We start from the raw sequence: 12,123 nt of genomic DNA, 5'->3' as shown, positions 1-12,123 counted from the left end.
CGATCAGCAACCGGAACGAGGACGGTTCATGAGTCTGGACAAGGTCTTCGCTACGCCGGCTGAGGCGGTCGCCGACATCGCGGACGGTTCGAGTCTCGCGGTCGGCGGGTTCGGGCTGGCCGGGATCCCGTGGTTCCTGATCGAGGCGTTGCTCGAGCAGGGCGCGAGCGATCTGACCGTGGTGTCGAACAACTGCGGTGTCGACGGTGCGGGTCTCGGTCTGCTGCTCGAACGCGGGCGGATCAGCCGGGTGATCGCGTCGTACGTGGGGGAGAACAAGGAGTTCGCGCGGCAGTACCTCGCGGGGGAGTTGACGGTCGAACTGACGCCGCAGGGCACGCTCGCCGAGCGCTTGCGGGCGGGCGGATCCGGGATCGGGGCGTTCTTCACGCCGACCGGTGTCGGCACGCTGGTCTCGGAAGGCGGGCTGCCGTGGCGGTACGCGCCCGACGGCACGGTCGCGGTCGCGTCGCCGGCCAAGGAGATTCGGACGATCCAGGGCCGGGACATGGTGCTGGAGGAGGCGATCGTCACCGATATCGCGCTGGTCCGCGCCGCGGTCGCGGATCGGGCCGGCAACTGTGTCTTCCACGCGGCCGCCCGGAACTTCAACCCGGTCGCCGCGATGGCCGGCCGGCTGACGATCGTCGAGGCCGAGCGGGTCGTCGAGGTCGGCGAGCTCGCACCGGACGCGATCCACTTGCCGGGCGTGTTCGTACGCCGCGTCGTACCGCTGACGCCGGCGCAGGCCGCCCGCAAGAGCATCGAGAAACGCACCACGCGCCCTGCAACAGCCGATGTGGCTCGTCCACGCCGGAGCCGCAGCTGAGCGGCGGTGGTTGCAGGTAGCTGCAACTTTCTCGTCAAAGGTCCGCAGGCACGGCTATAGTCAGCGCGATCTCAATATTCGAGACATTCTTGGAGGGGGACTCCTATGAAGCTGCAGCGCTTCGCGCTCGCGTTGGCAGGGGCCGGCCTGCTCGGCGCCGCCGCCGTTTCGGGCCCGGCGACCGCCACCGGCCAAGCCGATCCGACGCCGTACTTCCCGGAAAAGACCGCCCAGCCGCTGTCTGCGAAGGCCGCAGCTGCCGAGCCGTGCCTCAGCGCGGTCGGCCTGCCGACTGCGGCGGGCACCATGCAGGAGATCGACGCAACGCCGGCGAAGCCGCCGCGGTCCGTCACCTACCAGTCGTTCCCGTTCGTCGGCACCCGGGCGGACGCGACCTGGTACTTCGCGACCAACGCCTCGCAGACCCAGTACTTCTACTACGGCCTGCTGCTGCAGGCGGGGAACCTGTACCGGCACACGACGTACATCCCGGCCGACGAGACGAAGCCGCCGGTGCCGACCTTCAAGAAGGTCGGGGCGGGCTGGACGAGCTTCAAGTCGATCGCGACGTCGAACTACAGCGTCGGGTCCCCGCGGCACGCGTACCTGTACGGCCTGAACACCAACGGCAGCCTGTACCGCTACGCGATCGTCGGCGCCGGCTTCAGAGCGCTCGGCCCGCTCCCGGGCTTCCGCGGCTTCAAGGCGATGACGGTGATCAGCGAGACCGCGACGTACGACACGTTGCTGATGACAACGAACGCCGGGGCGCTCTACACCGTGCACATCCCGATCGCCGCCGGCGCGAAGCCGGTCCTGAAGCTGATCCGCACCGGCGGCTGGGCGCCGTACGAGTCCCTGGTCGCCCAGAGCTGCGGCACCCGCGGCGGCACGCTGCTCGTCGCCGTCGACCACAACAACCAGTCCGCCTACCAGTTCGCGATGAGCCACGCGAACGGCCGAGCGACTGCGGTCACGTCGTACGGCAAGATCCCCGGCGTCTTCAACGGCGTCACCCACGTGTCACTCACCACGCACTACGACCAACTGTTCGGCGAGTAACAAACCGTTCATCTGCAGGCCAGGTTTCGGTGGAGTGCACCCGGACCGGTGCCGGTGCACAGGAAATAGCCTGTAGCTCCACCCCACTTCCTGTGCACCGGCACCAGACTTGGCTGGGGGTCCGGCTAGGGGGCTAGCTGCCAGTGGTGGGCGGTGGGCGGGGCTTCTACTTGCCAGGTGGGTGGGGTGGTGGGGTAGAGGCGGGTGCTGAGGGCTCGGCCTGCGCTGGTGAAGACCTCGAGGGTTGAGCCGTCGAGGATGATTCGGGCGGCTGGGCGGTCGGATGTGGGGTCGAAGGCGTCGGTGACCTGCATCCGGCCGCCGTGAGCGTGGGGGTTGAGGCTGGCTTGGGTGCGGTCGATGGTGAGGGTGTCGACGTCGAGTTCGATCACTAGGCGTTCCTGCTCGCTGAAGTGGATGACGACCTGCCCGGAGCCTTCCGGTACGACGATCTCGCACTGGGCGCCCGTCGACGCGCCGTCGGCGGGTGAACCGTCGCCGACGCGGAGTGCGTCGACCGTCGGCACCGGTGCGCTGCGGAGCGACGAGTCCTGTCCGAGCCAGACGACTCGAGGCAGCGAGATGACTCCCGCCCAGTCGTCGGTCCAGCCGGGCCGGTCTCGTCCTTCGGTCAGCCATCCGAACAGCAGCGGCCCGAACCGGCTGTCCCGCAAGGCGGATGCCGCGTAGAAGTTGGTCCCGTGATCGACGCGCCGTGGAACCACGGGTACGTCGACATCGAACGACAGCACGTCGGCGGGCCCACCCTCCGGCGACCACGACGCGACGACTGCGATCCGGCGGCCGTCGATCGTGAGCATCTGCGGACATTCCCACGCGGCGCCGGTGTCGTGGCCGTCCACGACGTCGCGGGGCAGTTCGGCGAGCGGACCGGCGTACGTCCAGGTCTCGAGGTCGGTCGAGCGGTACGACGGGATGCTCGCGCCGCGGCCGACGTACCCGGCGCCGACGACCATCCACCAGGTGCTGTTCTCCCTCCAGACGAAGGGATCGCGGAACATGATCGCGTGGTCGGACGGATCAGGCACCACCTGGTGCGGCGGCCCGAACGACGTACCGCCGTCGTCGGACACAGCGGTGAGCACCGACTGGTACGGGCGTCCCTCGATGTGCCCCGAGTAGAACGCGCGGACCCGTCCGTCGTCCAGGACCGTGTTGCCGGACCAGCAGCCGTCGGTGTCCGGCCCGCCCGGCCGCGGCGCCATCGCGGGTCGGTGCAACGTCCAGCGCACGTAGTCGGGTGAGGTCGCGTGCCCCCACTCGACCGGCACGTGATGATCGAGCGTGGGCCGCGACTGGAAGTACAGGTGTACCTCGTCGCCCACTTCGATCGGGCCGTTCGGGTCGTTGAGGTATCCGCGCGGCGGCCGGACGTGGAACGCGGGGCGCAGATGCGCAACCGCGCCAGGGTCCTGTCCAGGCGATCGATGGGCGGCGGACTGGGTCTGGGTCACCGTGATGCTCCTGCCGTGATGCCTGCGATGAAGTACCTCTGGGCGACGATGAACAGCAGCACGCTCGGGAGGATCGCCAGTACGACGCCGGCCAGCACGACCGAGATCGAACCGGTGCCGAGGTTCCCCTGCAGACCGACCAGCCCGAGCGGCAGCGTGAAGTTGTCCTGCGACTGCAGGAAGATCAGCGGCCGGTAGAACTCCGCCCAGAAACCGGAGAAGTTCAGGATCGCGAGCGTCGCGATCGCCGGACCGGCCATCTTCGCGTAGATCATCAGGAACGTCTGGAAGTGTCCGGCGCCATCGATCCTTGCCGCCTCGCCCAGTTCGCGAGGCATCTGCATGAAGTACTGGCGCATCAGGAAGGTGCCGAACGCGCTGCCGAGTGCGGAGACCACCAGTGACAACGGGCTGTCGGACAGTCCGAGGTACCGGATGATCACGAACACCGGGATGATGATCGTCTGCAGCGGCACCATCATGGTGGCCAGGAAGATCCCGAAGATCACCGAGCGCCCCGGGAAGCTGATCATCGCGAACGCGTACCCGGACAGCGTGCAGGTGATGGTCTGGCCGATCACGATCAGCCCGGTGACGACGACGCTGTTGAAGAAGAACCGGCCGATCGGGATGCGGTCGAAGACCGCGGCGTAGTTGGAGAAGTCCGGGTGCAGCGGGATCCACTGCGGTGGGTTGCTGAACGCCTCGGCCGGTGTCCGCAGCGACGTGGTGACCGTCCACAGCAACGGGCCGAGGGCAATCATCGCGGCGACCACCAGGACGACGACGCCGCTGATCCGGCCGATCCGGGCCAGGGTTCCGGTGGACTCTGTCATTGGTAGAACACCAGCTTTCGTGCTGCGAGGAACTGCAGCCCGGTGATGACCAGGATCGCCGCGAGCAGCACGATCGCGATCGCCGAGCCGTACCCGAACTCTAGGTTCTGGAAGCCCTTCTGGTACATCGAGATCGTCACCGTCGTGGTCGCCGATCCCGGGCCGCCCTTGGTCATGATGTACGGCTGGTCGAACAGCTGCATGGCGTTGATCAGGGCAACGACCGCGGCGAACAGGATCGTTGGGCTGATCAACGGGATCTTGATCCGGAACAGTGTCCGCATCGCCCCGGCGCCGTCGATCTGCGCGGCCTCCAGTACGTCGGTGGGGACCGACATCAGCGATGCGACGAACAGTACGAACGTGAACCCGATCTGCTGCCACACCGCGATCAGCACGATTGTTGCGGCCGCCCCGAAGCCGCTGGTCAGCCACGGCACGTTCGGGATCCCGAGCAGGCTCAGGTAGTAGTTCACGACGCCGAACTTGTAGTCGAACAGGTAGCCCATGAAGATCGACACGGCCGCCGTGGACGCGAGCAACGGCAGGTAGAACGTCGTACGGAACAACGTCCGTACCCAGACCAGCTTGCGCTGGTTGACCAGGACGGCGAGCCCGAGCCCGATGGTCAGCTGCAGTACGACGATCGCGAGTGCCATCCCCAGCGTCACGCCGAACGACTTGAGCACCGGCCCGTCGGTGAACAGCCGCTGGTAGTTCTTCAGCCCGACGTACTCCGGTGTCGAGATGACGTCCCAGGAGAAGAACGACAGACCCAGCGAGGCGACGATCGGGATCGCGGTGAAGACCGCGACGAACAGCACCGACAGCCCGATCATCGCGAACCCGAACCGCGCCTCTCCGTGCGAGGACGGGTGACCGCGCCGCTTCACAACGGCTTCGCGGATCTCCGCGGTGACGGCGGCCATCAGCTCGCCCCTGCTGCCTTCTCGAGGTCGGACTGCAACCCGTCCAGGGCCGCCTTCGCGTTGCCGGACGAGATCGCCTGCGTGGTGCGCTGGTTGAGCGCGGTCGCGAGCGCGTTGTAGTACGGCGGGGCCGGGATCGGGGCGGTGTCCGGGTGCTTGGTCAGCGTGTCGTAGAAGACCGACCAGTGCTTCGGTCCAGTCTTCGCGTACCGCGCGGCCGTCACCAGGGACTTGCGGCCGGGCGTGGTCACGTTGCCCGGGAAGACCAGGTCGAAGGTCTCCGGCTTCACCAGCAGCTTCAGGACCTCCCAGGCCAGGTCCTTCTTCTTCGACGACTTGAAGATCGCGTACCCGCCGGCGCCGAACAGGTGCCGCTGGCTCTTCCACTTCGGGAACATCGTCACGTCGAAGCTGCCGTTCTTCATCCCGGCGTTGGTCAGGCCGCCGGCCCAGAACCCGCCGCCGATCGACATCCCGATCCGGTTCGACGCGAACAGGCCCTGCAGCGTGCCGCCACCGCCGACGTCGGGCGACGGCGACAGGCCCTTCTTGGTCAGCTCGATCATGTAGTTCAGCGCCTCGACGGTCGCCTCGGAGTTCGCGGTCGGTGCGCCCCACTTCCAGCCGCCCTTGCGGCCGGTGGCGGCCGCGTCACCGGCGTACGCCTTGTTCCACAGCCAGTCACCGCCGTCGTACTTGCCCTCCTCGAGCAGGTTGGCGTTGTTCGCGTACATGAACGACGTCCAGCTGCCCCACAGCCGGACCACCCAGCCGAAGGCGTTGATGCCCTTGAACTTGGCGATCTTGGTGGCTGCGGCCTCGAAGTCGTCGAGGGTCCAGTCCGCGCTCGGCGGTACGACGCCGGCGCGCTGGAAGAGCTCCGTGCTGTAGAACATGTTCCCGGCGTTGAAGCTGTCCGGGAGCTCCCACAGGTGACCCTGGTACATCATCGACTCGACCAGGGCCGGGTGGATGTCGGCGAAGTACTCCTTCAGCGCGTCCAGGTCCTTGGTGACGTAGTCGTCGAGCGGGACCGCCAGTTCCTTCGACGCCATCAGCTGCAGGCCCTCGGTCGCGACGCTGATGATGTCCGGCGGGGTCCCGGCGGCGATCTGGGTCAGCACCTTGGCCAGGAAGTCGTTCCAGTCGGTGCCGTTGATGGCCGAGATCTCGAACTTGATGGTCGCGTCGAGCTTGGCGATCTGCGGCTGCAACCGGTTCTGCAGCTCGGTCGCCTGCGCCTGCTCGCCGAAGTACAGCATCTTCAGCGACTTCGACGAGCCGCCGCCGTCCTGGCTGCAGGCGGCCAGGTCGGCCAGCGCCGCCAGCCCGAGACCACCGGCTCCGGCCTTCAGGAGCGTACGGCGGGCGAGCGAGCCTCCGGGCGGATGAATACCTGTCATGAGGGTTCCTCCTTGACCGCTCGGGCGGCCCGGCGCGCCGCCCAATACGTATTGACCCGGGACGGTAGCAGCGGTGTACGGTGGGATGCAATACGTATTGGGCCTATCTGTGATAGTAAATTGGCTGCGGCGGACAGGCCGCACATCGTTAAAGGGGGACCATGGCGAAGCAGCCGGCCGGCCGGCCGAAGCGCGTCACGATGACCGACGTCGCCCGCCGCGCGGGGGTGTCGCAGCCGACCGTCTCGTTCGTGCTCAACGACCGCCGCGACGTCGCCGTGGCCGAGGAGACCAGACGGCGGGTGCTCGAGGCCGCGGCCGAGCTCGACTTCGTCCCCAACCGGGCGGCCCAGCTACTGCGGTCGAACAAGTCGTTCACCGTCGGCGTCGTGACCAGCGGGATCGTCTCCCAGCCGTACGCCGGTCTGATCGTGCTCGGCCTGCAACAGGTCGTCCAGCCGGCGGGCTACGTGTGCATGGTCGTCGACACGACCGACGATCCGGGGCAGGGCGACGACGCGGTCGCGAGCCTGGTCGGGCAAGGGGTCGCCGCGATCGTGTACGCGTCGCTCTCGCCCAAGCCGCTGCACCGCAGCCCGCGCCTCGACGGGATCCGGACGATCTTCGTCAACTGCTGGCCCGAGGAGGGCCACGCCGACACCATCCTGCTGGCCGACGAGTACGCCGGTGGGCGCGCGGCGGCGGCGTCCGTGTTCGAACGCGGGCATCGCGAGGTCGCGTTCCTCGGCGGCATGCGGAGCGACTACGCCTGCAAGGAGCGCCGGCGCGGATTCGACGACGCCGCCCGCGCGGCCGGTCTGCGTCCGGCCGACCTCGTGCACCGGTACGGCACCTACCAGATCGGAAACGGGTACGACCTCGCGACCGAGGTGATCACCGAGCACGCCTCGACAGCTCTGGTCTGTGGGAACGATCGAATGGCGATCGGCGCGCTGCTCGCCCTGCACGCGCTCGGACTGGATTGCCCGTCGGACGTCAGCATCGTCGGCTTCGACGACCAGCCCGACGTCGCGGATCAGGTCCGGCCGGGCCTGACCACTGCTGCGCTACCGCACCTGATGCTGGGCCGACGGGCCGGCGAGCTCCTGCTAGCGGGCCCGGATGATGCGCCCGAGCGAGTGATCATCGACTGCGACCTGATCGAGCGCGACTCGGTCGGCGCCCCGCCACGCCGGCGACCACGGCCGCGGGTGACCGCGAAATGATGCACTGGCGCCCGTCGTCGGGCTTCGTCGGCGATGTGATTCCGTTCAGTCACGCCGGGCGGATCTGGTTGTTCTACCTTCTGGACGAGCGTCCCGAGGACCCGACCGCCGGTGCGAGTGGGATGCCGTGGGCGTTGGTGTCCACCACGGACTTCGTGCAGTACACGGACCACGGCGTCGTACTGCCGGCCGGGGATCGGGATGCGGTCGATTTCGACTGCTACACGGGCAGTGTGGTGGCGGACGGTGCACAGCTGCATCTCTTCTACACCGGGCACAATCCGCGGCGTGGGGACGCGGACGGTGACTTTCAGGTGGTGTGCCACGCGTTCAGCGACGGCGATCCGACGCGGTGGACCAAACTCCCCTCGGAAGCTTTTGGCGCACCGCCGGGGTACATGCCGCAGGACTGGCGGGATCCGTTCGTGTACCGGACCGCAGCCGATCAGCCGTGGCAGATGGTCCTGGCGGCGCGGTACGTCGATGCGCCGGATCGCCGGTGTGGTGTCGTCGCGCGTTTGACGTCGACCGACCTGGCGCAGTGGACGATCGCGGAGCCGTTGTGGGAGCCGCACCGTTTCATCACGCAGGAGTGCCCGGACGTGTTCCAGTGGGGCCACTGGTGGTACCTCGTGTACTCCGAGTTCACCGACGCGTTCCAGACCCGCTACCGGATCGCGCGGGGGCCGGACGGTCCGTGGCTCGCGCCGGGTCGCGACACCGTCGACGGGCGGGCGTTCTACGCGGCCAAGTCGGTCGAGGACGAGGGGCGCCGGTTCTTCGTCGGCTGGATCCCCACGAAACAAGGGGATTCCGACGCCGGCCCGTGGCAGTGGGCCGGCGATCTCGCCGTACTCGAAGCGCATCAGGAGGACGACGGGACGCTGGCGTTCGGACTCCCGCGGGAGGTCGTTGCGGCGTACGCCGACGTACAGGATGTGAAGGTGTCACCGCTGGACGGTGCGGACGCCGAGCCGGGGCAGGGAGCGATCGACCGGTACGCCGCCTGGATCGCTGATCCCGCTTCCGAGCATTGCCTGATCACGCTGACCGTCGACGTCGAGGCCGGCACGCATGCGTTCGGGCTGCTGTTGCACGCCGGCGCGGACGGGGAGAGCGCCACCGTCGTACGACTCGAACCGCAGCGCGACCGCATCGTCCTCGACCGCTGGCCACGCGGACGAACCGGGCCGGCCCAATGGCAGGTCGACGGCGACGTCCCACATCTCGTGGAACTCGAACGCCCGTGCCCGTTGCCACCCGGCCGCCATACCGTGCAGGTCCTGCTCGACGGCACAACCGGTCAGATCGTCGTCGACAACCGAGTAGCCCTGACCTTCCGCCGCTACGAACTGGGCCCAGGCCACCTCGGCCTCTTCGTCACCGACGGCGCTGTCGACCTCGTAGAACTTACGGTCTCGAGATAGCGGCCAGTACTGCCGCGAGGCCCTCTTGCAGGTCTTTGACGAAATACTCGGGAACCTCGAGCGACGGGAAATGTCCCCCGGCTTCGGGCGACCTCCATCGGACGATCTGCCGGTACCGCTCCTGCGCCCACGTGCGCGGAGTGCGCGACTCGATGTCGCCGGGATACATCGTGATTGCCGACGGTACGTCGATCCGAAGGTCGGGATCGAGGGAGTTGGGGCTTTCGTAGTAGATGCGGGCCGCCGATGCGCCGGTCCGCGTCAGCCAGTACAGGGTGACGTCGTCCAGAATCCGGTCTCTGGTAATCGTCTCGAACGGGCTGTCTTCGGTGTCCGACCACTCGGCGAACTTGTCGAGGAGCCAGGCGAGCAGCCCGACCGGTGAGTCGACGAGCGAGTAGCCGATGGTCTGCGGACGGGTCGCCTGCTGCTTCGCGTACGCCCGGTGGTGGAGCCAGAAATCGCGGGTTTCCTCGGTCCATTGGCGCTCGACCGCCGACAGCCCGTCCGTCGTCATTCCGGGCGGTGCCAACGCGAGCGTTGTGTGGATGCCGAGAACCTGCGCCGGGAACCTGCCCCCGAGGACCGCGGTGACATTACCTCCCCAGTCGCCGCCGTGCGCCACGAACTTGCTGTAGCCGAGCCTTCCCATCAATTCCACCCAGGCAGCCGCGATCTTTTCGACTCCCCACCCGGTGGTGGCCGGCTTGTCGCTGTAACCGAAGCCTGGCAGCGACGGGACCACGACGTGGAACGCCGGCGCGTCTGCGTCCTTCGGATCCGCCAGCTCGTCCACGACATCGACGAACTCGGCAATGCTGCCTGGCCAGCCGTGCGTCAGGATCAACGGAGTGGCGTCTGCGCGCGTGGATCGGCGGTGCAGGAAGTGGATGCCCAGCTCGTCAATGGTCGTGCGGAACTGGCCGATCCGGTCAAGGCGCTCCTCGAACGACCGCCAGTTGTAGTCGGTGCGCCAGTAGTTCACGAGATCGACGAGGTCGGCGAGCGGAACGCCCTGTTCCCAGCGGCGCGGGTCGGGCGCGGCGCGGTAGACCGTTTCGGCCTCCGGCAGTCGCGCCGCGGCCAGTCGCGCGCGCAGATCGTAGAGGTCGGCGTCGGTTGCGTGGGCTTCGAATGCTTGTACGTCGCTGGTGAGGAGCGGCATGAGACCTCCTGGCCGTCGTAGAACCGGCTGCGAACCGATGTGAACCGTCTAAGACGGTTCTATCAGGCTCTTCGACCGGCGCGCAACCGGCTAAGGTGGTTCCATGCGTGATGGATTTCCTGACTTCCGCCTCGGCGCCGTGCTGGCGACCAGCTTCACGGGGACGCTGTCGGAGCGTCAGGGCAACGCGGTGGAACGCATTCCCACGCCGCAGCGACTCGTCGACTGGCTGGCAGTGAGCGGCCTCGCGGTGGCGTCCTGCACGACTGCCCAGCTCGAGCTCGCTCGGGAACTGAGGGAGTCGATTCACGCCGCCGCGACAGCGGCCGCGGTCCAGGACGCTCTCCCTGCGTCTGCTGTCCAGGTCATCAACGACTGCAGCGCTCAGGGTCGGGCCGCGGCTGTCCTGACGCCCGACGGCAAGCGGCGATGGCAACTTGGCTCGGCTTCCTGCGTGGAAGATGCCCTCAGCGTGATCGCCGCCGACGCGATCAGCATCATCGCCGGCGAACGCGACGGAAAGTTGGCCTTGTGTGCATCGCCGACCTGCCAAGCCGCCTTCTTCGACACCAGCCAAAGTCGCACCCGCAGATGGTGTGACATGAACACGTGCGGGAATCGCCAGAAGAAAGCGCGCTTCATCGCCAACCAGCGCAACAGGCCCAGATCAGCGGAGTAATCCTTCCTGGGTGGCCCGGTGGGCGGGTTAGATTGCCGAGGCCTCGTCCGCCCAGGTTTGTGGAGGTTCTCGTGCGTCGTTTGCCTATTGCGCTGGCTGTTTTTGCTGGTGCCGCTGCTGTTGTGGGAACGGTTGTTGTGCATCCGGGGAGTGCGGCGCGAGCTGATGCCGCTGTGACGGCGCAGGCTGCTGCAGCGCCAAGTAGCGTGCGGCGAGTCGGGACCGAGGACTTCGCTGATCCCGGATTCGCGCACCTCGGCTCGAAGTACTACCTGTTCCGAACCGGCGCGGGCTACGGCACGCGCTGGACGACGAGCGGCGGCTGGTCGGCGATCCACAAGTCGATGGCGGCGATCCCGGCCTGGGTCGACCACAGCAAGCCGCTGCTGTGGGCGCCGGAGGTCTTCCAGAGCTCGGACAGCCGCGGCGCGCTGTACGTCATGTACTTCACCGGCGAGTCCGCGTCCCGGCACGTGCACTGCATCGGCGTCGCGACCTCCCGTCAGCCGGCAGGGAACTACACCCCGGGTTCCAAGCCGGTCGTCTGCTCGCCGTGGGTTTCGCGCGGGTACGAGGCGATCGACCCGGCGGCGTACCGGGCCAAGGACGGCAAGCGGTACCTGATCTACAAGAGCGACTACCGCAACGCGTCCGGCTTCCAGATCCGCGCGGTCCAGATGGACACGCAGACGGGGACCCGCGTGGTCGGCAAGAGCATCGCCAAGATCGTCAGCTCGGCCAAGATCGAGGGCCCGTCGGTGATCGCGCACGGCGGCAAGGTGTGGCTGTTCGCCTCCCGAGGTGACTACATCAACTGCTCCTACAACACCGACGTCTGGTCCGCGAGCACCTTCTGGGGCGGTCGCTTCACCCGCGTCAAGACCCTGATGACCACCAAGTCGACCCGGCTCTGCGGACCGGGCGGCGGCACCGTCATCAACGTCGGCAAGACCACCCGGATCGCCTTCCACGCCTACGTCGACGCCAACCACAACGGCGTCAAGGACTCCAACAAGCGCCAGGCCTACACCGGTGTACTCAAGTGGGACACCAAGGGCCGCCCGTACCTCACCTGATGCCGAGCAGCCGATC

Annotated in this window: 11 protein-coding genes; 6 read left to right on the top strand and 5 right to left on the bottom strand. The window is 67.6% G+C overall.

Annotated elements, in window-relative coordinates; translation table 11 throughout:
- The first annotated feature begins 28 nt into the window (after positions 1 to 28).
- Both E0H45_RS41515 and E0H45_RS41510 read left to right on the top strand, forming a co-directional pair.
- The gene (locus tag E0H45_RS41515) at positions 29 to 829 is read left to right on the top strand and encodes a CoA transferase subunit A (RefSeq protein WP_131348156.1); all 801 of its coding nucleotides are present in this window, start codon (positions 29 to 31) and stop codon (positions 827 to 829) included.
- 105 nt (positions 830 to 934) lie between these two features.
- Positions 935 to 1,891 carry a hypothetical protein gene (locus tag E0H45_RS41510; protein ID WP_131348154.1) on the top strand — a complete coding sequence of 319 codons (957 nt, stop codon included), beginning with the start codon at positions 935 to 937 and terminating at the stop codon, positions 1,889 to 1,891.
- A 125-nt stretch (positions 1,892 to 2,016) separates the two neighbouring features.
- On the opposite strand, the gene E0H45_RS41505 is transcribed toward E0H45_RS41510, so the two are convergent.
- The 4 genes from E0H45_RS41505 to E0H45_RS41490 are packed head-to-tail and all read right to left on the bottom strand — an operon-like array spanning position 2,017 to position 6,534.
- Positions 2,017 to 3,366 carry a glycoside hydrolase family 32 protein gene (locus E0H45_RS41505; protein ID WP_165546791.1) on the bottom strand — a complete coding sequence of 450 codons (1,350 nt, stop codon included), beginning with the start codon at positions 3,364 to 3,366 and terminating at the stop codon, positions 2,017 to 2,019.
- Positions 3,363 to 4,202 carry a carbohydrate ABC transporter permease gene (locus E0H45_RS41500; protein WP_131348152.1) on the bottom strand — a complete coding sequence of 280 codons (840 nt, stop codon included), beginning with the start codon at positions 4,200 to 4,202 and terminating at the stop codon, positions 3,363 to 3,365. Before E0H45_RS41500 ends, E0H45_RS41505 begins: the two co-directional genes overlap by 4 nt.
- Positions 4,199 to 5,131 (bottom strand): carbohydrate ABC transporter permease, encoded by a 933-nt coding sequence (locus E0H45_RS41495; protein ID WP_238155697.1) that lies wholly within the window; start codon positions 5,129 to 5,131, stop codon positions 4,199 to 4,201. The genes E0H45_RS41500 and E0H45_RS41495 overlap by 4 nt, the downstream gene beginning before the upstream one ends.
- Positions 5,131 to 6,534, bottom strand: a complete 1,404-nt coding sequence (locus E0H45_RS41490) for an ABC transporter substrate-binding protein (protein WP_131348150.1) — start codon at positions 6,532 to 6,534, stop codon at positions 5,131 to 5,133. The genes E0H45_RS41495 and E0H45_RS41490 overlap by 1 nt, the downstream gene beginning before the upstream one ends.
- 161 nt (positions 6,535 to 6,695) lie before the next feature.
- Here E0H45_RS41490 and E0H45_RS41485 point away from each other — a divergent pair, with 161 nt between their 5' ends.
- Together E0H45_RS41485 and E0H45_RS41480 are read left to right on the top strand one after the other, a co-directional pair.
- Entirely contained in the window at positions 6,696 to 7,760 is a 1,065-nt protein-coding gene (locus E0H45_RS41485; RefSeq protein ID WP_131348148.1) for a LacI family DNA-binding transcriptional regulator, read from the top strand.
- Complete coding sequence (locus tag E0H45_RS41480) at positions 7,757 to 9,187, top strand: glycoside hydrolase family 32 protein (protein WP_131348146.1); 1,431 nt, start codon at positions 7,757 to 7,759, stop codon at positions 9,185 to 9,187. The genes E0H45_RS41485 and E0H45_RS41480 overlap by 4 nt, the downstream gene beginning before the upstream one ends.
- Here the strand turns inward: E0H45_RS41480 and E0H45_RS41475 are convergent.
- Positions 9,171 to 10,352, bottom strand: coding sequence for an epoxide hydrolase family protein (locus E0H45_RS41475; RefSeq protein ID WP_131348144.1), 1,182 nt, complete (start codon positions 10,350 to 10,352; stop codon positions 9,171 to 9,173). The genes E0H45_RS41480 and E0H45_RS41475 overlap by 17 nt on opposite strands.
- 103 nt (positions 10,353 to 10,455) lie before the next feature.
- Here E0H45_RS41475 and E0H45_RS41470 point away from each other — a divergent pair, with 103 nt between their 5' ends.
- Together E0H45_RS41470 and E0H45_RS41465 are read left to right on the top strand one after the other, a co-directional pair.
- Positions 10,456 to 11,031, top strand: a complete 576-nt coding sequence (locus E0H45_RS41470) for a CGNR zinc finger domain-containing protein (protein WP_131348142.1) — start codon at positions 10,456 to 10,458, stop codon at positions 11,029 to 11,031.
- 206 nt (positions 11,032 to 11,237) lie between these two features.
- Positions 11,238 to 12,107 (top strand): family 43 glycosylhydrolase, encoded by an 870-nt coding sequence (locus E0H45_RS41465; protein ID WP_165546790.1) that lies wholly within the window; start codon positions 11,238 to 11,240, stop codon positions 12,105 to 12,107.
- Positions 12,108 to 12,123 lie beyond the last annotated feature (16 nt).

The sequence above is a fragment of the Kribbella soli genome (assembly GCF_004331345.1).
Lineage (GTDB): Bacteria > Actinomycetota > Actinomycetes > Propionibacteriales > Kribbellaceae > Kribbella > Kribbella soli.
Note: the sequence above shows the minus strand (reverse complement) of the source record. Positions and strands in the feature narration are given on the sequence as shown.

What these genes read in the sequence shown, in the direction of transcription:
- E0H45_RS41515 (WP_131348156.1), top strand. Translation starts at nt 29, where the DNA reads ATGAGTCTGGACAAGGTCTTCGCTACGCCGGCTGAGGCGGTCGCCGAC.
- E0H45_RS41510 (WP_131348154.1), top strand. Translation starts at nt 935, where the DNA reads ATGAAGCTGCAGCGCTTCGCGCTCGCGTTGGCAGGGGCCGGCCTGCTC.
- E0H45_RS41500 (WP_131348152.1), bottom strand. Translation starts at nt 4,202, where the DNA reads ATGACAGAGTCCACCGGAACCCTGGCCCGGATCGGCCGGATCAGCGGC.
- E0H45_RS41495 (WP_238155697.1), bottom strand. Translation starts at nt 5,131, where the DNA reads ATGGCCGCCGTCACCGCGGAGATCCGCGAAGCCGTTGTGAAGCGGCGC.
- E0H45_RS41490 (WP_131348150.1), bottom strand. Translation starts at nt 6,534, where the DNA reads ATGACAGGTATTCATCCGCCCGGAGGCTCGCTCGCCCGCCGTACGCTC.
- E0H45_RS41485 (WP_131348148.1), top strand. Translation starts at nt 6,696, where the DNA reads ATGGCGAAGCAGCCGGCCGGCCGGCCGAAGCGCGTCACGATGACCGAC.
- E0H45_RS41480 (WP_131348146.1), top strand. Translation starts at nt 7,757, where the DNA reads ATGATGCACTGGCGCCCGTCGTCGGGCTTCGTCGGCGATGTGATTCCG.
- E0H45_RS41475 (WP_131348144.1), bottom strand. Translation starts at nt 10,352, where the DNA reads ATGCCGCTCCTCACCAGCGACGTACAAGCATTCGAAGCCCACGCAACC.
- E0H45_RS41470 (WP_131348142.1), top strand. Translation starts at nt 10,456, where the DNA reads ATGCGTGATGGATTTCCTGACTTCCGCCTCGGCGCCGTGCTGGCGACC.